The organism is Burkholderia sp. lig30 (genome assembly GCF_000687455.2).
GTDB lineage: Bacteria > Pseudomonadota > Gammaproteobacteria > Burkholderiales > Burkholderiaceae > Burkholderia.
This window is the reverse complement of record NZ_JGVW01000085.1, coordinates 1-22,365: the sequence shown is the minus strand read 5'-3', so window position 1 is coordinate 22,365 and position 22,365 is coordinate 1. Positions and strand designations below refer to the sequence as shown.

Annotated in this window: 23 protein-coding genes; 17 read left to right on the top strand and 6 right to left on the bottom strand. The window is 67.5% G+C overall.

The annotated features are described in order from the left end of the window. Window positions 1–6 precede the first annotated feature (6 nt). The 5 genes from LIG30_RS15520 (at window position 7) to ftsB (ending at window position 5,342) form a co-directional block, all read left to right on the top strand. Complete coding sequence (locus tag LIG30_RS15520) at window positions 7–837, top strand: alpha/beta fold hydrolase (RefSeq protein ID WP_038713495.1); 831 nt, start codon at window positions 7–9, stop codon at window positions 835–837. A 100-nt stretch (window positions 838–937) separates the two neighbouring features. Beyond that, entirely contained in the window at window positions 938–2,599 is a 1,662-nt protein-coding gene (locus tag LIG30_RS15515) for a CTP synthase (protein ID WP_038713494.1), read from the top strand. Then, window positions 2,596–3,450 (top strand): 3-deoxy-8-phosphooctulonate synthase, encoded by an 855-nt coding sequence (gene kdsA, locus LIG30_RS15510; protein ID WP_038713493.1) that lies wholly within the window; start codon window positions 2,596–2,598, stop codon window positions 3,448–3,450. The genes LIG30_RS15515 and kdsA overlap by 4 nt, the downstream gene beginning before the upstream one ends. Before the next feature lie 100 nt (window positions 3,451–3,550). Continuing rightward, window positions 3,551–4,834, top strand: coding sequence for a phosphopyruvate hydratase (gene eno, locus LIG30_RS15505; protein WP_009689673.1), 1,284 nt, complete (start codon window positions 3,551–3,553; stop codon window positions 4,832–4,834). A 79-nt stretch (window positions 4,835–4,913) separates the two neighbouring features. After that, the gene (ftsB, locus tag LIG30_RS15500) at window positions 4,914–5,342 is read left to right on the top strand and encodes a cell division protein FtsB (RefSeq protein WP_038713492.1); all 429 of its coding nucleotides are present in this window, start codon (window positions 4,914–4,916) and stop codon (window positions 5,340–5,342) included. A gap of 166 nt (window positions 5,343–5,508) precedes the next feature. Here the strand turns inward: ftsB and LIG30_RS15495 are convergent, their stop codons facing one another. From LIG30_RS15495 to LIG30_RS15485, 3 genes are all read right to left on the bottom strand, one after another. Then, window positions 5,509–5,865, bottom strand: a complete 357-nt coding sequence (locus LIG30_RS15495) for a hypothetical protein (RefSeq protein WP_038713491.1) — start codon at window positions 5,863–5,865, stop codon at window positions 5,509–5,511. Window positions 5,866–5,948: 83 nt separating this feature from the next. Next, on the bottom strand, window positions 5,949–6,899 hold the full coding sequence (gene hslO, locus LIG30_RS15490) for an Hsp33 family molecular chaperone HslO (protein WP_038713490.1): 951 nt from the start codon (window positions 6,897–6,899) through the stop codon (window positions 5,949–5,951). Between the two features lie 27 nt (window positions 6,900–6,926). Continuing rightward, a complete protein-coding gene (locus LIG30_RS15485) occupies window positions 6,927–7,451 on the bottom strand; it encodes a gamma carbonic anhydrase family protein (protein WP_038713489.1) in 525 nt (174 codons plus the stop codon). Between the two features lie 138 nt (window positions 7,452–7,589). On the opposite strand from LIG30_RS15485, the gene LIG30_RS15480 reads away from it, so the two are divergent. The 11 genes from LIG30_RS15480 to LIG30_RS27465 all read left to right on the top strand — a co-directional run bounded on the left by LIG30_RS15480 (window position 7,590) and on the right by LIG30_RS27465 (window position 16,778). Continuing rightward, a complete protein-coding gene (locus tag LIG30_RS15480; protein ID WP_152986105.1) occupies window positions 7,590–8,447 on the top strand; it encodes a ferritin-like domain-containing protein in 858 nt (285 codons plus the stop codon). 100 nt (window positions 8,448–8,547) lie between these two features. After that, a complete protein-coding gene (locus LIG30_RS15475) occupies window positions 8,548–9,438 on the top strand; it encodes an alpha/beta fold hydrolase (RefSeq protein ID WP_038713565.1) in 891 nt (296 codons plus the stop codon). A 67-nt stretch (window positions 9,439–9,505) separates the two neighbouring features. Next, complete coding sequence (locus LIG30_RS15470; protein WP_038713564.1) at window positions 9,506–10,336, top strand: 3',5'-nucleoside bisphosphate phosphatase; 831 nt, start codon at window positions 9,506–9,508, stop codon at window positions 10,334–10,336. Between the two features lie 75 nt (window positions 10,337–10,411). Continuing rightward, window positions 10,412–11,044, top strand: a complete 633-nt coding sequence (locus LIG30_RS15465) for an L-threonylcarbamoyladenylate synthase (protein WP_038713488.1) — start codon at window positions 10,412–10,414, stop codon at window positions 11,042–11,044. Window positions 11,045–11,096: 52 nt separating this feature from the next. Beyond that, entirely contained in the window at window positions 11,097–11,759 is a 663-nt protein-coding gene (locus tag LIG30_RS15460) for a site-2 protease family protein (RefSeq protein ID WP_038713487.1), read from the top strand. An 8-nt stretch (window positions 11,760–11,767) separates the two neighbouring features. After that, complete coding sequence (locus LIG30_RS15455) at window positions 11,768–12,970, top strand: tryptophan--tRNA ligase (RefSeq protein ID WP_038713486.1); 1,203 nt, start codon at window positions 11,768–11,770, stop codon at window positions 12,968–12,970. A 5-nt stretch (window positions 12,971–12,975) separates the two neighbouring features. Then, window positions 12,976–13,578 (top strand): class I SAM-dependent methyltransferase, encoded by a 603-nt coding sequence (locus tag LIG30_RS15450; protein ID WP_038713485.1) that lies wholly within the window; start codon window positions 12,976–12,978, stop codon window positions 13,576–13,578. A gap of 43 nt (window positions 13,579–13,621) precedes the next feature. Beyond that, the gene (dapA, locus tag LIG30_RS15445) at window positions 13,622–14,527 is read left to right on the top strand and encodes a 4-hydroxy-tetrahydrodipicolinate synthase (RefSeq protein WP_038713484.1); all 906 of its coding nucleotides are present in this window, start codon (window positions 13,622–13,624) and stop codon (window positions 14,525–14,527) included. A 108-nt stretch (window positions 14,528–14,635) separates the two neighbouring features. Next, a complete protein-coding gene (gene bamC, locus LIG30_RS15440; RefSeq protein WP_038713483.1) occupies window positions 14,636–15,778 on the top strand; it encodes an outer membrane protein assembly factor BamC in 1,143 nt (380 codons plus the stop codon). Between the two features lie 4 nt (window positions 15,779–15,782). Beyond that, window positions 15,783–16,559, top strand: a complete 777-nt coding sequence (locus tag LIG30_RS15435) for an MBL fold metallo-hydrolase (RefSeq protein WP_038713482.1) — start codon at window positions 15,783–15,785, stop codon at window positions 16,557–16,559. 90 nt (window positions 16,560–16,649) lie between these two features. Then, on the top strand, window positions 16,650–16,778 hold the full coding sequence (locus LIG30_RS27465; protein ID WP_268760706.1) for a hypothetical protein: 129 nt from the start codon (window positions 16,650–16,652) through the stop codon (window positions 16,776–16,778). Window positions 16,779–17,159: 381 nt separating this feature from the next. Here LIG30_RS27465 and LIG30_RS15430 read toward each other — a convergent pair whose 3' ends face one another. Further along, window positions 17,160–18,383: a cupin domain-containing protein gene (locus LIG30_RS15430; RefSeq protein ID WP_038713481.1), complete on the bottom strand. Its 1,224-nt coding sequence runs from the start codon at window positions 18,381–18,383 to the stop codon at window positions 17,160–17,162. A gap of 32 nt (window positions 18,384–18,415) precedes the next feature. On the opposite strand from LIG30_RS15430, the gene LIG30_RS15425 reads away from it, so the two are divergent. Next, window positions 18,416–18,958: an FKBP-type peptidyl-prolyl cis-trans isomerase gene (locus tag LIG30_RS15425; protein WP_038713480.1), complete on the top strand. Its 543-nt coding sequence runs from the start codon at window positions 18,416–18,418 to the stop codon at window positions 18,956–18,958. Here the strand turns inward: LIG30_RS15425 and LIG30_RS15420 are convergent. Both LIG30_RS15420 and mutS read right to left on the bottom strand, forming a co-directional pair. Further along, a complete protein-coding gene (locus tag LIG30_RS15420; protein ID WP_083494056.1) occupies window positions 18,938–20,236 on the bottom strand; it encodes a hypothetical protein in 1,299 nt (432 codons plus the stop codon). The two genes, LIG30_RS15425 and LIG30_RS15420, sit on opposite strands and share 21 nt — an antisense overlap. After that, window positions 20,217–22,365 (bottom strand): DNA mismatch repair protein MutS (gene mutS / locus LIG30_RS15415; RefSeq protein WP_038713479.1); only part of this gene is annotated, 2,149 nt, incomplete at its 5' end. The genes LIG30_RS15420 and mutS, both read right to left, overlap by 20 nt.

Genomic DNA, 22,365 nt, shown 5'->3' with positions numbered 1-22,365 from the left:
CGGCGCTTGAAGGACATCCTCCATTTTTCGCATGCGAACGGCTTTCCGGCCTCCACGTACCGGACGATCTTCGCCGAGCTGGCCGACGAGTACGAGCTGCGCTACATCGAACGGATCGGGCACGACCGGCGTTATCCGGTCACGCGCGACTGGACGCATCTCGTCGAGCAGCTGCTCGACGACATCGGCAGCCGCTACGAGCGGCCGGTATGGCTGGTCGGCCACTCGCTCGGCGGCTACCTGTCGCTGATGGCCGCACTGAAGAAGCCGCAGTGGGTGCGCGGCGTGGTGATGCTCGATTCGCCGATCATCGCGGGCTGGCGCAGCGGCGCGCTGCGCGCGAGCCAGTGGGCGGGGCTCGACGAGCGTCTGTCGCCCGCCGCGGCGACGCGCAACCGGCGCACCCGGTGGCCGAGCCGCGACGACGCGTGGCGGCATTTCCATGGCAAGCCGGCGTTCGCGCGCTGGGACGAGCGCATGCTCGCCGACTACATCGACTACGGCATTCCGCAGGCGGCCGCCGACGGCGAGCGCGCGCTCGCGTTCGACCGGCAGGTCGAGTACCTGATCTACCGGACGCTGCCGCACACGCTCGGCGCGCGGCTCGCGCACGGCACGCCGGTGCCGCTCGGCTTTCTGGCGGGCACGCACTCGCGCGAGGTCCGTCAGGTCGGCCTCGATGCGACGCGGCGTGCGGCACGCGGGCGCATCGAGTGGCTCGAAGGCAGTCATCTGTTCCCGATGGAGCAGCCGCTCGAGACGGCCCGCGCGTTGCAGCGCATGCTGAACGTGCTGCGCGCGGAGGAGGCCGCGGCGCCGCACGCGCGATCTGCGTGATCGTCCGGGACGCCGCCGCAAAGGGCACGATCATCGCGCCAATTGCTGAGAGAAGGGCGGGCTTTACGGTATAATCCGTTTTTCCCGCGAGCATCCAGCGATGACCAAATATGTTTTCGTCACCGGCGGCGTAGTTTCTTCCCTCGGCAAGGGGATTGCCGCCGCCTCTCTCGCCGCGATCCTCGAATCGCGCGGTCTCAAAGTCACCCTCCTCAAACTCGATCCGTACATCAACGTCGATCCCGGCACGATGAGCCCGTTTCAGCACGGCGAAGTGTTCGTGACCGAAGACGGAGCGGAGACGGACCTCGACCTCGGCCACTATGAGCGCTTCATCAGCACGAAGATGCGCAAGGCCAACAACTTCACGACGGGCCAGATCTACGAATCGGTGATCCGCAAGGAGCGCCGTGGCGACTATCTGGGCAAGACCGTCCAGGTGATTCCGCACATCACGAACGAGATTCAGGCGTTCATCGAGCGCGGGGCGGCATCGGCCACCTGCGGCGATCCGGACGTCGCGATCGTCGAGATCGGCGGCACGGTCGGCGACATCGAGTCGCTGCCGTTCCTCGAGGCCGCGCGCCAGATGAGCCTGCGCCTCGGCCGCAACAGCGCGTGCTTCGTGCACCTGACGCTCGTGCCGTACGTCGCGACGGCGGGCGAGCTGAAGACGAAGCCGACCCAGCACAGCGTGCAGAAGCTGCGCGAGATCGGCATCCTGCCGCACGTGCTGCTGTGCCGCGCGGACCGTCGCATTCCGGACGACGAATCGAAGAAGATCTCGATGTTCTCGAACGTCCCCGAAGACGCCGTGATCTCGGTGTGGGACGCCGACAGCATCTACAAGATTCCGCAGATGCTGCACGACCAGGGCCTCGACCGGATCATCTGCGACGAGCTGAAGCTGTCGCCGAAGGACGCCGACCTCAGCATGTGGTCGGAGCTGGTCGAGAAGCTGCAGAATCCGAAGCACGAAGTGACGATCGGCATGGTCGGCAAGTACGTCGACCTGACGGAATCGTACAAGTCGCTGATCGAGGCGCTGCGCCATGCGTCGATCCACACGTCGACGAAGGTCAACATCGAGTACATCGACTCGGAAGAGATCGAGACGAATGGCGTCGACAGCCTGAAGCATCTCGACGCGGTGCTGGTGCCGGGCGGTTTCGGCCGTCGCGGCACGGAAGGCAAGATCGCCGCGATCCGCTATGCGCGCGAGGCGAAGGTGCCGTATCTCGGCATCTGCCTCGGCATGCAGCTCGCCGTGATCGAGTTCGCGCGCGACGTCGTCGGCCTCAAGCGGGCGAACAGCACGGAATTCGATCAGGATACGCCGGACCGCGTCGTCGCGCTGATCACCGAGTGGCACGACCGCGAAGGCCGCGTCGAGAAGCGCACGGAAGATTCCGATCTCGGCGGCACGATGCGTCTCGGCTCGCAGCGCTGCCCGATCAAGCCGGGCACGCTGGCGTCGGAAATCTACGGCAAGGACGTCAACGAGCGTCACCGCCACCGCTATGAGGTCAACAACCTGATGGTGCCGCAGCTCGAAGCGAGCGGCCTCGTGATCAGCGCGCGCACCCCGAGCGAGGATCTGCCGGAAATGATGGAACTGCCGCGTTCGATGCACCCGTGGTTCGTCGGCGTCCAGTTCCACCCGGAATTCACGTCGACGCCGCGTGACGGGCATCCGCTGTTCAAGTCGTTCGTTCAGGCAGCGCTCGCCAACCAGCAGGCGCGCGCCGGAGTGAAAGCATGAAGCTGTGCGATTTCGAGGTCGGTCTCGACAGGCCGTTCTTCCTGATCGCGGGCACCTGTGTCGTCGAGTCGGAGCAGATGACGATCGACACGGCCGGCCGCCTGAAGGAAATCTGCGCCAAGCTGAACGTACCGTTCATCTACAAGTCGTCCTACGACAAGGCGAACCGCAGTTCCGGCAAGTCGTTCCGCGGCCTCGGAATGGACGAGGGTCTGCGCATCCTGTCCGAAGTGAAGCGCCAGCTCGGCCTGCCCGTGCTGACCGACGTGCACGCGGTCGAGGAGATCGAGGCGGTCGCGTCGGTCGTCGACGTGCTGCAGACGCCGGCGTTCCTGTGCCGGCAGACGGATTTCATCCACGCATGCGCGCGCTCGGGCAAGCCCGTCAACATCAAGAAGGGCCAGTTCCTCGCGCCGCACGACATGAAGAACGTGATCGACAAGGCGCGCGACGCGGCACGCGAGGCGGGCCTGTCGGAAGACCGCTTCATGGCGTGCGAGCGCGGCGTGTCGTTCGGCTACAACAACCTCGTGTCCGACATGCGCTCGCTCGCGATCATGCGCGAGACCGGCGCACCCGTCGTGTTCGATGCGACCCACTCGGTGCAGCTGCCCGGCGGGCAGGGCACGAGTTCGGGCGGTCAGCGCGAATTCGTGCCGGTGCTGGCGCGCGCGGCGGTCGCCGTGGGCGTCTCGGGTCTCTTCATGGAGACCCACCCGAATCCGGCCGAGGCCAGGTCGGACGGCCCGAACGCCGTGCCGCTCGACCGGATGAGCGCGCTGCTCGAGACGCTCGTCACGCTCGACCAGGCGGTGAAGCGTGCGCCGTTCCTGGAAAACGATTTCAACTAACGAATGAACCCGGCGGCGGCGCCGCGCATCCGCAGCGAATGCGGCACCTGCGCGCCCGCCGTTCGGCTCGAAGAATCCAACGTCATTCCCAGAGGAAACCATGAGTGCAATCGTAGATATCATCGGCCGCGAGATTCTGGATTCGCGCGGCAACCCTACCGTCGAATGCGACGTGCTGCTCGAATCGGGCACGATGGGCCGCGCGGCGGTGCCGTCGGGCGCGTCCACCGGCTCGCGTGAAGCGATCGAGCTGCGCGACGGCGAAGCCGGCCGCTACAACGGCAAGGGCGTGCTGAAGGCGGTCGAGCACATCAACACCGAGATTTCCGAGGCGATCATGGGCCTCGACGCGTCGGAGCAGGCGTTCCTCGACAAGACGCTGCTCGAGCTCGACGGCACCGACAACAAGTCGCGCCTTGGCGCGAACGCGATGCTGGCCGTGTCGATGGCCGTCGCGAAGGCCGCCGCCGAAGAGGCCGGCCTGCCGCTGTACCGCTATTTCGGCGGCTCGGGCGCGATGCAGCTGCCGGTGCCGATGATGAACATCGTCAACGGCGGCGCGCACGCGAACAACAGCCTCGACATCCAGGAATTCATGATCGTGCCGGTGAGCCAGCCGACGTTCCGTGAAGCCCTGCGTTGCGGCGCGGAAGTGTTCCACGCGCTGAAGAAGATCCTGTCGGACCGCGGCATGAGCACGGCGGTGGGCGACGAAGGCGGCTTCGCGCCGAACTTCGGCAGCAACGACGAATGCCTGTCGACGATCCTGCAGGCGATCGAGAAGGCTGGCTACCGTGCCGGCGAAGACGTGCTGCTCGCGCTCGACTGCGCGGCTTCGGAGTTCTACCACGACGGCAAGTACCAGCTCGCGGGCGAAGGCCTGCAGCTGTCGTCGGCCGAGTTCACCGATTACCTGGCGACGCTCGCCGACAAGTTCCCGATCGTGTCGATCGAGGACGGCATGCACGAAGGCGACTGGGAAGGCTGGAAGCTGCTGACCGAGCGCCTCGGCAAGAAGGTGCAGCTCGTCGGCGACGACCTGTTCGTGACCAACACGCGCATCCTGAAGGAAGGCATCGAGAAGGGCATCGCGAACTCGATCCTCATCAAGATCAACCAGATCGGTACGCTGACCGAGACGTTCGCGGCAATCGAGATGGCGAAGCGCGCGGGCTACACGGCCGTGATTTCGCACCGCTCGGGCGAAACCGAAGACTCGACGATCGCCGATATCGCAGTCGGCCTGAACGCCGGCCAGATCAAGACCGGCTCGCTGTCGCGCAGCGACCGCATCTCGAAGTACAACCAGCTGCTGCGCATCGAGGAAGATCTCGGCGATATCGCGAGCTACCCGGGCAAGTCGGCGTTCTACAACCTGCGCTAACGCGCTACTATCCGGTTAGTCCTTCGACGCCGCTCTGCGTAATGCGTGGAGCGGCGCTTCTTATATCTGCGGCTCGTTCATGCGGCTTGTCACTGTCGTTCTGATTGCCTTGCTGGCGCTCATCCAGATTCCCCTTTGGTGGGGGCATGGCGGCTGGTTGCGGGTTCACGAGTTGCGTCAGCAACTGGACGCCCAATTGCAGAAGAACGCCGACGAGAAGCTGCGCAACGAGCGTATCGCGGGCGAGGTGCAGGATCTGCAGGGCGGGACGGCGGCCATCGAGGAGCGCGCGCGCTACGAGATGGGCATGGTGAAGGACGGCGAGGTGTTCGTGCAGTTCGTGTCGCCGAACACGCCGGCCGCGCCGGTGGCCAACACGCCGTCGAACACGTCGACGCGCGGCGAAGTCTCGGCGGCGCCGGTCAGTGTCGTGCCGAACCCTGTCTCGCGTGCGAAGCCGGAGAAGCACCACGGCGGCAGGGCCGCGCAGAAGCCGGCGCATCCGTGAGGCCGGCCGCGTGCGCCACGCATCGCCTATCGACATGGCGCGGTACATGCCGCGCTTTTTTATTTCCTGAAGATGGCCAGGCCGCACGCGTGCGGCGCATGCTCATGAAAGCGCGCGGCAGCGCGTTTTTTTTCATCCTCGCGCGATCGCGTCGCCGCGACGCCTGTCACCAGCCGGGATAGCCGTAGCCGAACCCGGTACCCCAGCGCGGCCCCCAGCCACCGTTCGAGTAGCCGCCGTAGAAGGTCACAGGCGCCGGCGCGTAGTACGGCGCGTAGTACGACCACGCGCGCATCGCGGCGTCCGCGGCGATCGCGTCGTTCTGCTCGCGCAGCACCTGTCGATCGATCTCGTCATAGCGCTTGCGTTCCGCAGGCGTCAGCGCGCGCGCGTCGCCGGTCGCGGTGGCCGGCTCGGGCAGGCGGCTCAGAATGGTGGACGTGGGCTGCACCGCGCAGCCGGCGAGCGCAAGCGCGCCGACCGCGGCGCTTGCCGATGCGATCGTGCGATAGAGGCGGGTCATGTCCTTCTCCAGCGGCGGTGCGCGGTGGGGCGGCCGCGCCGCGTTCGTGGTGATGCGTCGGCGACAGGCGCGGCGCGCCCTGTTCAGTGCCGCTGATCGGCGGCGGGCGTCACGCTCGCGCCGATCTCGGGTGTCGCGAACAGTTGCACGACGTCGACCGGATCGAATTCATAACGCTGGTTGCAGAAGTCGCAATGGACCTCGACGTGACCGCGCTCGACGATCACGCCATCGACTTCCTCGCGGCCGAGCATGCGCAGCATCGCGCCCACTTTCTCGCGCGAGCATGTGCACAGGAAGCGCGTGGTGGCCGGATCGAAGTGCTGCACGTTTTCCTGCCAGAAGAGCCGGCGGAATACCGTTTCCGGATCCACCTCCAGCAATTCCTGCGCGGACATCGTCCCGCCGAGCGTGCACACGCGCTCCCAGGTGTCGGCATCCGTCTCGGCCGCACGCGGCACGATGCCGCCGTCGCCGGGCAGTTTCTGCAGCAGCATGCCGACTGCGCGTTCGCGATCGGCGGCGAGCCACAGGCGGGTGTCGAGCTGCTCCGAGTGGTGCATGTACTGCTCGAGCACCTGCGCGACCGATTCGAGCGGGCCGTCAACGCCATTCAGCGGGACGATGCCCTGATACGGCTGCTGCCCCGGCTGCTTGTCGGCCGGGTCGAGCGTGATCACGCAGCGGCCGTGGCCGCTTGCGTTGACGAGCTCGGCGAAGCGCGTGTCGTCGCCGATCGTCTGCGCGGCCTCGCCGGAGAACTTCGCGGTCGCGCGCATCGACAGGTCGGAGCTGCACTGCACGACCAGCATCTTCACCGGGCCGTCGCCGAAGATCTGCATGACGAGGGTGCCGTGAAACTTCAGGTTCGCGGACAGCAGCGCGCACGCAGCCATCATTTCGCCGAGCACCGTGCGAACGGGCGCGGGGTAGTCGCGGCGGGTGAGAACCTCCTGCCACGTATTGCGCAGCGAAACGATTTCGCCGCGCACGGGCGCCGCGCTGAACATGAATTTCTGTAACTGGTCGCTCACTCTTCTTCCTTGAAAATCGCGTGCGGATCAGCCGATCCGCACGAGTTGCTCCTTGAAGTGCGCACGCCGGTCGACGTACGTCTTCGCATTGGCGCGCAGGCGCGCGACGTCCTCGGCCGACAGCTCGCGCACCACCTTTGCCGGGGCGCCGAGAATCAGCGAATTGTCCGGAAACGTCTTGCCCTCCGTCACGACCGCGCCGGCGCCGACCAGACAGTTGCGGCCGATCACCGCGCCATTCAAGATCACCGCCTGGATGCCGACCAGCGAGCCTTCGCCGATCGTGCAGCCGTGCAGCATCGCCTGATGGCCGATCGTCACGTTCCCGGCGATCGTCAGCGGATAGCCGGGGTCGGTGTGCAGCACCGCGCCTTCCTGAACGTTGCTGCCGGCGCCGACCGTGATCGGCTCGTTGTCGCCGCGAATCGTCGCGCCGAACCACACGCTTGCGTTTTCTTCGAGCACGACTTTGCCGATGATCGCCGCGGTATCGGCGACAAACACGCTTTCGTGGATCGTCGGGGCGGTGTCGCCAAGCTTGTAGATCGTCACGGGGTCTCCTGGGGTTTCGTTCGAAGGGTGCCGGTACAATGGCGCGTTCTGCCCGGCGCGCATCGCCGTGGCACAAGAGGCTATTCTAAACCGTTGCGCGCGCGGGCTCCCGATGCGCGATCGATGGTGTTCCTGTTCATGAGCATGATTTCCCCTCCGTCAGGCGCTGCGCCGTGCGTGCGCCGTTCGGCGCTCGCGGCGCTTCGCGAGCCCGCGCCCGTTCCGAAAGCCGCGCAGGTGCGTGCGCTTCACGATGCGTTGCGCGCCGGGCAGGCGACGATCGACCCGTCGCTCGCGCTGGCCGAGCCACCCGGCCTGCCGGGGCGGCCGGACCGTCCCGCGCTCGTCGAGCCGCGCCAGCTCGAGCGCCGCAGCATGCGCTCGCCGGAAGGGCGGGCCGTGCTGCTGCATGCGCTCGCGCACATCGAATTCAACGCAATCAACCTGGCCCTCGACGCGGTGTGGCGCTTCCCGGGCATGCCGGCCGCGTTCTACGCGGACTGGCTGACGGTCGCCGCCGAAGAGGCGTATCACTTCTCGCTGATCGCCGGCCGGCTGGCCGAGTTCGGTCATGCATACGGCGATTTTCCCGCGCATAACGGCCTTTGGGACATGTGCGAGCGGACCGCGGGCGATGTGCTCGCGCGCATGGCGCTCGTGCCGCGCACGCTCGAGGCGCGCGGGCTCGATGCGTCCCCGCCGATTCGCGCGCGGCTCGCGCAGGCGGGCGATCACGCGTCGGCGGCGCTGCTCGACATCATCCTGCGCGACGAAATCGGCCACGTCGCGATCGGCAACCGCTGGTTCCGTCATCTGTGCGAGCGCGCGGACGTGGACCCGGTGCCGACCTACCGCCAACTGGCGCAGCAGTACCACGCGCCGCGCCTGCGCGGCCCGTTCAACTTCGACGCGCGCCGCAGCGCCGGATTCGACGCGGCCGAACTGGACGAGCTGGCCGCGCAGGACGGCACCGCATCCACCTCCGCGAACACCTGACGCGTAGAGGCGTGCCTCGACACGCGGGCGGGCCGGCACGCGTGACGACACCCCGGTCGCCGCTATAATCGAACGATCATTCTTTTTCATGGCCGATGCGATGACTGCCACCCGTTCTGTCTCCGATTTCGTCACGGTTCGCGGCGTGAAGCTGCATGTGCGGCGCTGGGGCCGCCCGGATGCGCCGACGCTGTTCATGCTGCATGGCTGGATGGACGTCGCGGCGTCGTTCCAGTTCGTCGTCGACGCGCTCGCGGGCGACTGGCAGGTGATCGCGCCGGATGCGCGCGGGTTCGGCCTGTCCGACTGGCCGGTGGCGCGGCAGGGCGGCGGCCACTACTGGTTTCACGACTACGTGGCCGACCTGGACGCGCTGGTCGACCACTATGCGCCGGCCGGCGAAGTCAACCTGGTCGGGCACAGCATGGGCGCGAACGTCGTTTGCCTGTATGCGGGCGTGCGGCCGGAGCGGGTGCGGCGGGTGGTCGACCTGGAGGGTTTCGGCCTGCCGGCCGCCCGGGCGGAGCAGGCGCCGCGCCGGCTGAGCGGCTGGCTCGACGAGCTGCGCGAGCCGCCGGCGCTCAAGTCCTACGCGTCGCTCGACGAGGTGGCGGCCCGGCTGATCAAGACCAATCCGCGGCTCGCCGCACACCGCGCGGCGTTTCTCGCCGCGCACTGGTCGCGGCAGGACGACGACGGACGCTACTGCCTGCTTGCCGATCCCGCGCACAAGATGCGGGGGCCGCTCCTGTACCGGCTCGACGAGGTGATGGCGATCTGGGCCCGGGTGCGCGCGAAGGTGCTGCACGTCGAGGCGGTCAATTCGCCGACGCTCGCGTATCTCGCGGGCGACGTGCCGCTGGCGGCGTTCAAGGCGCGCTTCGACGCGTTCCCCGATTGGCGCGAGAAGCGGGTCGACGATGCCGGCCACATGGTGCACCATGACCAGCCGGAGCAGATCGCTGCGCTGATCGAGGCGTTCTGCGCGTAGTCCGCGGGGGCATGGACGGCATTTTGTCGCATTGCAGTAGAATGAAGCTTCACCTCCGATGCCGACGATGAACGCTGATCTCCATTGCCATTCGAATGTTTCCGACGGGCTGCTGTCGCCTGCCGACGTCGCGCGCCGCGCGCATGCCGGCGGCGTGACCCTATGGTCGCTGACCGATCACGACGAGATCGGCGGCCAGCAGGCGGCGCGCAGCGAGGCGGAGGCGCTCGGCATGCGCTACCTGAACGGCGTCGAGATCTCCGTGACCTGGGCGTCGCGAACGGTTCACATCGTCGGCCTGAACATCGATCCGGCTGATCCGGCACTCGTCGAAGGCCTGTTTCGCACGCGTCATGGCCGCGCGGCGCGCGCGCAGGCGATCGGCGCGCAGCTCGCGTCGCTCGGCATCCCGGGCGCGTACGAGGGGGCGCTGAAGTACGTGTCGAATCCCGATCTGGTCTCGCGCACCCATTTCGCGCGCTTTCTGGTCGAGAGCGGCCGTGCGGCATCGATCTCCGACGTGTTCGACCGCTACCTCGGCGACGGCAAGCCGGGCTTCGTGCCGCACCGGTGGGCGTCGCTGCCGGACGCCGTGCGGTGGATCCGCGGCGCGGGCGGCGAAGCCGTCATCGCGCATCCGGGCCGCTATGGGTATTCGCCGCTGGAGTTCGACGCGTTCTTCGGCGAATTCATCGACCTCGGCGGCCGTGCGATCGAGGTGGTGACGGGCAGCCATTCGCCCGATCAATACCGGGAGTATGCGGACGTCGCGCGCCGCTTCGGCTTCGAGGCATCCCGCGGTTCGGATTTCCATGCGCCGGGCGAGGGGCGGGTCGAGCTCGGCAGCCTGCCGCCATTGCCTTCCGATCTCAAGCCGGTCTGGGAACGCTGGCTGTGACGCCGCCCAGGCCTTGCGCGGCGCACCCGGCGGCTGCGCCGCGCGACGCATGATCTCCCCACTCATCGTGTCCTCATGTCCCAATTCTTCAGGATTCACCCGGAAAATCCGCAGCCGCGCCTGATCAAGCAGGCGGTCGAGATCGTCAATCAGGGCGGCGTGATCGCGCTGCCGACCGACTCCAGCTACGCGCTCGCGTGCCATCTCGACGACAAGGACGCGGTCGAGCGGGTGCGCCGCATCCGCGGTCTCGACGACAAGCAGCACCTGTCGCTGCTGGTGCGCGACCTGTCGGAACTGGCGAACTTCGCGATGGTGGACAACCGTCAGTACCGGCTGATCAAGTCGGTCACGCCGGGGCCTTACGTGTTCATCCTGCAGGCGACGAAGGAGGTGCCGCGGCGCCTGTCGCATCCGTCGCGCAAGACGATCGGGCTGCGGGTGCCGGATCACGCGATCACGCTCGCGCTGCTCGAGGCGCTCGGCCAGCCGCTGCTCGGCACGACGCTGATCCTGCCGTCCGACACCGATCCGCTCAACGATCCCGAGGAGATTCGCGCGCAGCTCGAGAAGCAGGTCGACCTCGTGATCGACGGCGGCGCATGCCCGCGCGAGCCATCGACCGTGATCGACCTGACGGGCGATGCGCCGCAGCTCGTGCGCGCCGGGCGCGGGCCGCTCGAGCCGTTCGGGCTCGACGCGGCGTGAGCGCCGGCGCCGTTCGACTTGCGCGCGGTCGCGCTTGTTACAATAGCGTGCTATGGATGCTTCCCTGATACAGACCATCGCCGTCTACGCGCTGCCCGTGATCTTCGCGATCACGCTGCATGAGGCCGCGCACGGCTACGCCGCGCGCCTCTTGGGCGACAACACCGCCTACATGATGGGCCGCGTGTCGTTCAACCCGATGCGCCACATCGATCCGGTCGGCACGATCGCGATTCCGCTCGTCATGTACTTCCTGACGGGCGGTGCGTTCCTGTTCGGTTATGCGAAGCCCGTGCCGGTCGCGTTCAGCAACCTGCGCAATCCGCGCTGGGGCAGCCTGTGGGTGTCGCTCGCCGGCCCCGCGTGCAACTTCGTGCAGGCGCTCGTGTGGGGTATCGCGAGCGTGGCGCTCGCCGCCGCCGCCGTCGACGAGCCGTTCTTCACGCGCATGGCCGCGGCCGGCGTCAGCGTGAACCTGGTGCTCGGCGTGCTGAACCTGTTCCCGCTGCCGCCGCTCGACGGCGGCCGCATCCTGGCGGCGCTGCTGCCGCCGAAGGAATCCATCGCGCTGTCCCGCATCGAGCCGTACGGTTTCATCATCGTCCTGCTGCTCGTCTCGACGGGCGTGCTGACCAAGTTCTGGCTGCGTCCGCTCGTCAATGTGGGCTATGACGTCCTGATGGCCATCCTGACTCCTTTCGCCTCGCTTTTCTAACGACAATCATGTTCCCAGATCGTATTTTCTCCGGCATGCGGCCCACCGGGTCGCTGCACCTCGGCCACTACCACGGCGTGCTGAAAAACTGGGTGAAGCTGCAGTCCGAGTACCCGTGCTTCTTCTGCGTCGTCGACTGGCATGCGCTGACGACGCACTACGAGACGCCCGAGGTCATCGAGAAGAACGTGTGGGACGTGCTGATCGACTGGCTCGCCGCCGGCATCGACCCGGCGCAGGCGACGCTGTTCATCCAGAGCAAGGTGCCCGAGCACGCGGAACTCGCGCTGCTGCTCGGCATGAGCACGCCGCTCGGCTGGCTCGAGCGCGTGCCGACCTACAAGGAACAGATGGAGAAGCTGAAGGACAAGGATCTGTCGACCTACGGCTTCCTCGGCTATCCGGTGCTGATGGCAGCGGACATCCTGCTGTATCGCGGCTCGCTGGTGCCGGTCGGCGAGGATCAGGTGCCGCACGTCGAGATGACCCGCGAGATCGCGCGCCGCTTCAACTATCTGTATGGCCGCGAGCCGGGCTTCGAGGAGAAGGCGCTCGAAGCCGCGAAGAAGCTGGGCGGCAAACGCGCGAAGCTGTATCACGAGCTGCGCAACGCGTATCAGCAGGAAGGCGACGACGAGGCGCTCGAGCAGGCGCGCGCGATGCTGCACGAGTCGCAGAGCCTGTCGATGAGCGATCGCGAGCGCCTGTTCGGCTATCTCGAAGGCGCACGCAAGATCATCCTCGTCGAGCCGCAGGCGCTGTTGACCGAAGCGTCGCGGATGCCGGGCCTCGACGGCCAGAAGATGTCGAAGTCGTACGGCAACACGATCGGCCTGCGCGAAGACGCCGAGACCATCACGAAGAAGGTTCGCACGATGCCGACCGATCCGGCGCGCGTGCGCCGCACCGATGCCGGCGATCCGGACAAGTGCCCGGTCTGGCAGCTGCACCAGGTCTACACCGACGACGCGACCCACGACTGGGTCCAGAAGGGGTGCCGCTCGGCGGGCATCGGCTGTCTCGACTGCAAGCAGCCGGTGATCGAGGGCATCCTGCGCGAACAGCAGCCGATGCTCGAACGCGCGCAGAAGTACATGGACGATCCGTCGCTGCTGCGCGCAATTGTCGCGGACGGCTGCGACAAGGCGCGCAAGTACGCGACGGAGACGATGCGCGACGTGCGCGAGGCGATGGGCCTCTCATACAGCTGAGCGGCATGCGCGAACCGGTCATCCTCGCCGCGGGCGGTCACGGCGCACTCGCCGAGCCGTCGCGCTGGGTTGTCCGCTGGTCGCGCCTGATCCCATCGGGTGGCGCGGTGCTGGACGTCGCCGCGGGCGGCGGGCGGCATGCGCGCTGGCTCGCGGCGCGCGGCCATCCGGTCGTCGCGCTCGAGCGCGATCCCGCGGCGCTCGACGCGCTGCGCGCGATTGCCGGCGTCGACGCCCGCGAAGCGGATCTCGAGGGCGCGCCGTGGCCGTTGCCGGCCGACGCGCAGTTCGCGGCGGTGGTCGTCACGCGTTACCTGCACCGTCCGCTCTGGCCCCATCTGATCGATGCGCTCGCGCCCGGCGGCGTGCTGATCTACGAGACCTTCGCGCAAGGCAACGAAACCGTCGGCAAACCGTCCAACCCGGCATTCCTGCTGGCGCCGGGCGAGTTGCTGGAGGCGGTGCGGGGGCGGCTGAAGGTGGTCGCGTTCGAGGACGGCTTCGTCGCGGCGCCGCGCGAAGCCTTCATTCAAAGAATCTGCGCGGTGCGCGATGGCGCGGCCGCAGGAAAAGGGGCGGGAATTCCGCGTTACGAACTGACCGGCTAATCCGCTACAATCGACATTTACTGGTTCAAATCAATCGCGTTTCATGGCTAACGGCACTCAAGACGGCATTCAAATCCGCGGCAGCATCCCCGCGATCGTCACCCCGATGCTCGAAGACGGCAGTCTCGATCTGCCGGCGTTTCGGAAACTGATCGACTGGCACATCGAAGAAGGCACCGATGCGCTCGTCGTGGTGGGCACGAGCGGCGAATCCGCGACGCTCAACGTCGAAGAACACATCCTGATGATCCGCACCGCGGTCGAGCATGCGGCGAAGCGCATCCCGATCATCGCCGGCGCGGGCGGCAACTCGACGGCCGAGGCGATCGAGCTGACCCGGCACGCGAAGGCGGTCGGCGCGGACGCGACGCTGCAGGTCGTGCCGTACTACAACAAGCCGACGCAGGAAGGCATGTACCGCCACTTCAAGGCAATCGCCGAGGCGGTCGACCTGCCGGTGATCCTGTACAACGTGCCGGGCCGCACGGTCGCGGACATGACGAACGAGACGATCCTGCGCCTCGCGCAGGTGCCGGGCATCATCGGCGTGAAGGAAGCGACGGGCAACATCGATCGCGCCGCGCACCTGATCAAGGGCGCGCCGGCGCATTTCGCGATCTACAGCGGCGACGATCCGACGGCGATCGCGCTGATGCTGCTGGGCGGCCACGGCAACATCTCGGTGACGGCAAACGTCGCGCCGCGCGCGATGAGCGCGCTGTGCCGCGCGGCGCTCGCAGACGACGTGAAGACGGCGCGCGAGATCCACATGAAGCTGCTGTCGCTGCACAAGAACCTGTTCATCGAGGCGAACCCGATCCCGGTGAAGTGGGCGCTGCAGGCGATGGGCAAGATCCAGGGCGGCATCCGCCTGCCGCTCACGCCGCTCGACGAGCGTTGCCACGAGGCGGTTCGCTCGGCCCTTGTCGAGGCCGGCGTCCTCAACTGATGCCAGGCGGCCGCGTATCGCGGCCGCAGGCTCCTGTCGATCAACCCGCACCGGCCGGCCGTGTCCGGCACCGCTCCTGACGAGCGCTCTAGCAAGACGAAGGATTTCATGAAACGTTTCGCCTTTTCCTCTCGCGCCATGCAGATTTCGGTGATGGCGCTGGCGCTGGGCACGCTTGCCGGCTGCGACACGCTGAACGATTATCTGGCGCCGGACCGCGTCAACTACAAGAACACCGGCTCCGCGCCGCCGCTCGCTGTGCCGAGCGACCTGACGACTGTGCCGATGAGCCAGCAGTACATCGCGCCGCCGAGCAATGCGGGTCTCGGCACGCTGCCGCAGCGCGCGGTGACGGCGGCGGGCAATGCGACGGACGGCGTGCCGAGCGCGCAGGATCCGCTCGGGATGCACATCGAGCGCGACGGCGACCACCGCTGGCTGGTGGTCGACGGCCGCACGCCCGAGCAGCTCTGGCCGCAGCTGAAGGATTTCTGGCAGGACAGCGGCTTCTCGCTGAAGACGGATGCGCCGTCGACCGGCATCATGATCACCGACTGGGCCGAGAACCGCGCGAACATCCCCGACGACTGGTTCCGCCGCACGGTCGGCCGCGTCATCGACTTCGCGTATTCGTCCGGCACGCGCGATCGCTTCCGCACGCTGGTGAGCCGCACGGCGAACGGCGATACCGACATCTCGATCACGCACAGCGCGATGGAGGAGATGATGGTCGGGCCGCAGGGCGGCACGTCGTCGCGTTGGGAGGAGCGTCCGCGCAACCCGGTGCTGGAAGCGGTGTTCCTGGCGAAGCTGATGGAGAAATTCGGCCTGACCGAGTCGCAGGCCAAGCAATTGCTGACCGATGCGCGGCCCGCGACGGGGCCGGCCCGGGTTGCCGACACGAACGCCGGCGCGGCGACGCTGCAGCTGGCTGAATCGTTCGATCGCGCGTGGCTGCGCGTCGGCCTCGCGCTCGACCGCACCAACTTCACCGTCGACAACCGCGACCGCGAGAAGGGCCTCTACTACGTCCGCTTTGCGAATTCGATGGAAGAGCTCAAGCGCGACGGCCTGTTCGGCAAGCTGTTCTACGGCGGCCCGGCGGCGGCGAAGCCCGGCAAGGAGTTCCTCGTCAACGTGCGCGCGCAGGGCGGCGGCACGCAGGTTGCCGTGATCGACGCGAACGGCCAGGTCGACAACTCGTCGGAAGCGAAGCAGATCATTTCGCTGCTCCACGCGCAGCTCAACTAAGCGCGTGCGATTCGCCAGTCTGGGCAGCGGCAGCGAGGGCAATTCCCTCGTCGTCGAGGCCGCGAGCGGCACGACCACGACCCGCGTGCTGCTCGATTGCGGTTTTTCGGCCAAGGAGGTCGAGCGTCGGCTCGGCCGCCTGAACCTGTGCGTCGACGATCTCGACGCGATTCTCATCACGCACGAACATAGTGACCACGTCGGCAGCGCGTTGACGCTCGCCCGGCGCGCGTCGCTGCCGCTCTACATGAGCTGGGGCACGGCGCGCGCCGTCGGCGCGGACGACGCCGACGTCGAGCTGAACGTCCTGTGGGGCGACGAGACGGCCCGGATCGGCGATCTGGCCGTGTTGCCCTATACCGTCCCGCATGACGCCCGCGAACCGCTTCAGTTCGTCTTCATGGATGGGCGTCACCGCCTCGGTGTGCTGACCGACGTGGGCACGTCCACGCCGCACATCAATGCCGTGCTGAGCGGCTGCGACGCGCTGGTGCTGGAATCCAACCACGACACCGAAATGCTGGCTGCGAGCCGCTATCCGCGGTCGCTGAAGGCACGCATCGGCGGCAGTCACGGGCATCTGAGCAACGACGCGTCGGCCGGCATCCTGGCGTCGCTCGAGCGCAGCCGCCTGCAGCATCTGGTCGCGGCCCATCTGAGCCAGCAGAACAACACGCCGGAACTGGCGCGGCAAGCGCTCGCGAGCGTGCTCGGCACCGATGGCAGCGACGTGATCGTGGCGTCGCAGGACGCTGGATTCGACTGGCTGGGGCTAGGATAGGGGGAAGTGGCGGGAGCCGCTCTGCGCGCCCGTATCGGGCTCGCACAGGCATAAAAAAACCGGCCCGAGGGCCGGTTTTTCTTTCAGCTGATGCTGAGGCTTACTGGCTTGCGCCCGAAGCCGGAGCAGCCGTCGCTGCCGAAGCAGCCGACGCCACAGCAGCAGCTGCATCGCTCGCAGCGCCAGCAACCGACGAAGCAGCTGCCGTTGCATCGCTAGCAGCAGCGGCAACCGACGAAGCAGCCGACGAAGCGGCAGCAGCGGCGTCGCTAGCAGCCGACGAAGCAGCTTGGTCAGCGCTCTTGTTGCATGCAGCCAGTGCAACAGCAGCCAACAGGGAAGCTACGAGGAGGGATTTCTTCATGATCACGTCCTTTTATGGATAAAGGTAGTAAGCAACAGCGCGAAACAAAATACCGGTAATGTGCTCCAACACCGACCTGGGCCGCCGGTGGAGATGCACTGCTAGAGCGTGAATCTTCCCTACGGCTTGGGCGGAAATTATATGCACTTTCCTATCGACCGTCGACAAATCCGGGGTCAATACGTTGTCTTTCCCATACAAATTTTGATTCGCATGGGCATAGAGGCCAAGTCACACTAATCCCGGACTCCGACCCGTAGCCAGCCCGCACAATACCACTCGTGCAACAAGGCTGTCATGGACGCATCCCGGGAGAGTGTTACAAAGCGTTTCGCCTCCATCCGGCGCTGATCGGCCAGCTCGGGCAGCCATTTGGCCGCCTGATCGAGCGGACTTTCCTCGCCGTTGATGAAGTACGAGCGCGCGTTATACATCAATGCGGCGCGTCTGTCGAGATGCAGGCCGCGCCGGGCCGCCTGCGCAACGAACGAAGTTTCGGAAAGCAGCCGCGTGGGCGGCTCGAAAACGACGTTCGATTTGGGTTCGCTCAGGTAGCAACCCAGGAACTCGGCAATATCGCGCTCGCGCCATTGTATGCCATTGACGATTTCCGCGACGCGTTCGACCATCGCCGGCGGCAGCTGCGCCGGCGTCGCGACCGCGGGCTGCTTCGGGTCGCGGTAGAGCGCATCGCCGCGCCCGGCGTCCAGCAGACCGCCGCGCTCCGCGAGATGATAGAGGAACTGCGTGCGCAATTCCCCGGCCGATGGTGCCCGAAAGCCGATCGAGCAGGTCATGCATTCGCCTTCGGCCACGCCGTCGTGTGCGATGTGCGGGGGCAGGTAAAGCATGTCGCCCGGCTCGAGCACCCACTCGTCGCTCGGCTCGAAGTGAGCGAGAACCTTGAGCGGCACGCCGGGCTCGAGCGACAGGTCCTTCTGCGCGCCGATGCGCCAGCGCCGCTTGCCGTGCACCTGGAGCAGGAAAACGTCGTACGAGTCGAAATGCGGGCCCACGCCGCCGCCGTCCGTCGCGTACGAGATCATCAGGTCGTCGAGACGCGCGTCGGGCACGAAGCGGAACCGCTCGAGCAGCGCGCGCGCCGCGTCGTTGTGCAGGTCCAGGCCTTGCACGAGCAGGGTCCATGCGCGGCGCGTCACGCTCGGCAGCGCGTCCGCTTCGAACGGGCCGTGGGCGAGTTGCCACTTGTTACGAAAGTGCGTGATCAGCCGCGATTCGGTGTCATAGTCGCCCGCCAGCTCGAAGAGGTCGTCGCGCGAGACGGGCGCGGCGATGCCGGGGATCGCCTGGCGGATCAGCAGCGGCTTCTTCTGCCAGTAGCGGCGCATGAACTGCGCCGGGGTGAGGCCGCCGAGCAGCGGGGTAGGCGTGTCGGGAGGCGGCGCGCCGAACGGGGCGCTCGCGCTGCCCGACGGTTCGGCTTGAGACCGTTTGCGCATCGTATAATGAGATTTGTATTTGGGAGAATTGGATGAAAATCGCAAAAAACACCGTCGTATCGGTCGCTTACAAGCTGTCGGATGCGCAAGGCAATCTGATCGAGGAAAGCGACGAGCCGATGGTCTATCTGCACGGCGGCTATGATGGCACGTTCCCCAAGATCGAGGAACAGCTCGATGGCCAGGAGCCGGGATATCAGGCGCAGATTCAGCTGGAGCCGCAAGACGCGTTCGGCGACTACGATCCGGAGCTCGTGAAGATCGAGCCGCGCGATCGTTTCCCCGAGCCGCTGGAAGTGGGGATGCAGTTCGAAGGCACGCCCGAGGACGCCGACGAAGACGTCGACACGCTGATCTACACGGTCACCGACGTCGCCGAGGACAAGGTCGTGCTCGATGGCAACCATCCGCTCGCCGGCATGGCGCTGCGTTTCTCGCTGACCGTGAAGGACGTCCGCGAGGCCACCGCCGACGAAATCGAACATGAGCACGCGCACGGCGCGGAAGGGCTCGAGATCGTCGACGAGGACGAAGACGACGAGGACGGCGAACAGTCAGGGCGCACGCTGCACTGAGCTGGCCGGCAGGCCGGGCGCGGGTGACGGCACCGGCACCGGCACCGGCTGGGATGCGCCGTTCGGCAGACCGTTCGGCGCGCCGCTGTCGCCCGGCAGCGGTGGCGCGACCGACGACGCGTCGGGCAGCTCCGGCAGCGCCGGGATTTCCGGCATCTGGGGCAGCGGCGTTTCGTCGCGGGGCATGGCCGGAAGGGGCGGCGGCACCGGCAGGTTCTTCGGCACGTCACGCAGGCTGACGCTGAAGAGCGTCTGCCGCGCAGGATTGGCGCTCACGCGCACCCACTGATTCGCGGGCTGGTGCGGGCCGATCGCGATGCGCGTCACGTTGCCCACAAGTTCGCCGCTGTCCTCGTGCAGCGGACGGTCGATGGCGAAACCGCCCGGCACCGTCTCGCCGCTCGCATGCACCACCAGTATCGGGCCGCGGAAAATCGTCGCGGCTTTCACCAGGCTTCGCTTCAGTTCGCGAAAGCCGTCGCGCGGGCGCGGACGATTGAAGCGCAGCCACGCGAAGCGTTCCGCACGCTCGTAACGGTCGAACTGCGGATTCCCCTCGAAAAACATCACCAGCGCACGCGCGCCGCGCCGTTTCGCGTATTCGGCCGCATGGTCGATCCAGAAACCATTCGCAATGCTGCGATCCTCGAATTCCCCGTTGCGGCCGCCGGCGATCAGGTAATGATTGTTCGGCGCCGGGGCGTTGAGCGCGACGAACACCGTGTCGTCACGGACCCAGCGCGTGTTTTCGCGGTACGGACGAAAGCGCGCGACTTCGCTCTCGCGGGCGATCTGCAACGGGCTGGGGCCGGGCGATGCGCTGTCCGCCAGCAGCGTCTGCCGCACGAAATCGAGCCGTTCCACCGGGTCGTATCCGCCGCCCGCCGCCGTGTTGCACGCGGCCCAGTCGTTGCGGCCTGGCACGAGCACGAGCGGCACGCGCGACGCGCCGAGGATCGCGCCGCGCTGCGTGTAGACCTGGTCGCGACAGGCTTCCTTCGCGCCCTTCAGGTTGCCTTCGTAGACGACGAACGCGACATCCCGCTCGCGGGCGATGGCCTCGAGCATGCGTTGTGCGGCCGGCTCGTCCGCGGGCGACGCGATGACGCCGGAGACGACCGCGAACGCATACGGTGCAGCGGCGTCGCGCGGCGATGCGGCAAGCGCGGCGGCCTGCGCGAGCGCGAACGCGGCGGCGGCCGCAAGCGCGATCCGTGGCGCGGCGTCGCGCTGCGCGCGGGGGCTGGCCGCCGGGCGCTCAGGCGCGCTCGTCGGCATCGTGCGACCGGACGATGGCGCGCAGCTCGTACAGCAGGTCGAGCGCGTCGCGCGGCTTCAGATCGTCCGGATCGATGCCGCGCAGTTTCTCCAGCGCCGGATGCGGTGCAGCGGGTTGCGGCGCGTCGTCCGCGCATTCGAAACCGTCCGCAGCGGGCTGCATGCTGAACAGATCGAGCTGCGGCGTGTGCTGCGCGGCCGATTGCTGCTCGAGATAGGCGAGATGCTTGCGTGCCGCGCGGATCACGGGCGTCGGCACGCCGGCGCGCTGCGCGACCTGCAGGCCGTAGCTCTGGTTCGCCGGGCCTTCGCTGACCGCATGCAGGAACACGATGCCGTGACCGTGCTCGACCGCGGACAGGTGGACGTTCGCGGCCTGTGGAAACTCGGCCGGCAGTTGCGTCAATTCGAAGTAGTGCGTCGCGAACAGCGTGTAGCAGCCGTTGTGCGCGAGCAGGTGACGCGCGATCGCCCACGCGAGCGCGAGCCCGTCGAACGTCGACGTGCCGCGCCCGATCTCGTCCATCAGCACGAGGCTTTGCGGCGTCGCGTCGTTGAGGATCGCCGCGGCCTCGGTCATCTCGACCATGAACGTCGAGCGGCCGCCGGCGAGATCGTCCGCCGCGCCGATGCGCGTGAAGATCCGGTCGATCGGGCCGAAGCGCGCGGCCTTCGCGGGCACGTAGCTGCCGACATAGGCCATCAGCGCGATCAGCGCGGTCTGGCGCATGAACGTCGACTTACCGCCCATGTTCGGGCCGGTGATCAGCAGCAGCTTGCGCTCGGCGGTGAGCCGGCAGTCGTTCGCGATGAACTGTTCGACCTGCGCCTCGACGACCGGATGGCGGCCTTGCTCGATTTCGATGCCGATCTCGTCGGCAAACGCGGGTGCGACCCAGTCGAGCGCACGCGCGCGTTCGGCGAACGCGGCGAGCACGTCCAGCTCCGCCAGCGCGGAGGCGACGCGCTGGCATTCGGCGATGAACGGCAGCAGCGCCTGCAGCACTGTGTCGTACAGCGCGCGTTCGCGCGCGAGCGCACGCTCCTGCGCGGACAGCGCCTTGTCCTCGAAGGTCTTGAGCTCCGGCGTGATGTAGCGCTCGGCGTTCTTGAGCGTCTGGCGGCGCCGGTAGTCGTCGGGCACCTTGTCGGTCTGGCCGCGCGTGACTTCGATGTAGAAGCCGTGCACCTTGTTGTACTCGACGCGCAGGTTCGCGATGCCCGTGCGTGCGCGCTCGCGCGCTTCGAGGTCGATCAGGAACTGCCCGCAGTTTTCCGAGATGTCGCGCAGTTCGTCGAGTTCGGCGTCGTAGCCGCGTGCGATCACGCCGCCGTCACGCACCATCGCGGCCGGCTCGGGAGCGATCGCGCTCGTCAGCAGGTCCAGGCACTCGGCGGGCGGCACGAGCGACGCGTCGAGGCGGGCGAGCGCATCCGCGTCGCCGACGATCGGGCTGATGCGCTCGCGCAGTGCCGGCAGCGCGGCGAACGTGTCGCGCAGGCTCGACAGGTCGCGCGGCCGCGCCGAGAGCAGCGCGAGGCGGCCGGTGATCCGTTCGACGTCGGCGATCTGCCGCAGCGCGCTGCGCAACGTATCGAGGCTCGCGTGCGCCGGCGCGTCGAGGAGCGCGCCGATCGCCTGCTGGCGCGCCTGCGCGGCGACGGACGCGCGCGGCGGATGATGCAGCCAGTGGCGCAGCAGGCGGCTGCCCATCGTCGTGCAGCAGGTGTCGAGCAGCGAATAGAGGGTCGGCGACTCGGTGCCGCGCAGCGTTTCGGTCAGCTCGAGATTGCGGCGTGTCGCCGGATCGAGCCCGATGTACTCGGTTTCGGTCTCGACCTTCAGGCTGCGCACGTGCCGCAGCTGCTGCCCCTGGGTGGCTGCCGCGTAAAGCAGCAGCGCGCCCGCGGCGCCGCAGGCGCTCGTCAGCGAGTGCGCGCCGAAGCCTTCGAGGCTCGCGACGTCGAGCTGGTCGCACAGGCGCTGCGTGCCCGACGCGATGTCGAAGTGCCATTCCGGGACGCGCCTGATCGCGCCGGCGCCGGCCGGCATCGCGTCGTCGGCCGGAACGTCGGCGGTGAGGACCTCGGCGGGACGGATGCGCTCGAGCGCGGCGCCGAGCTGGTCG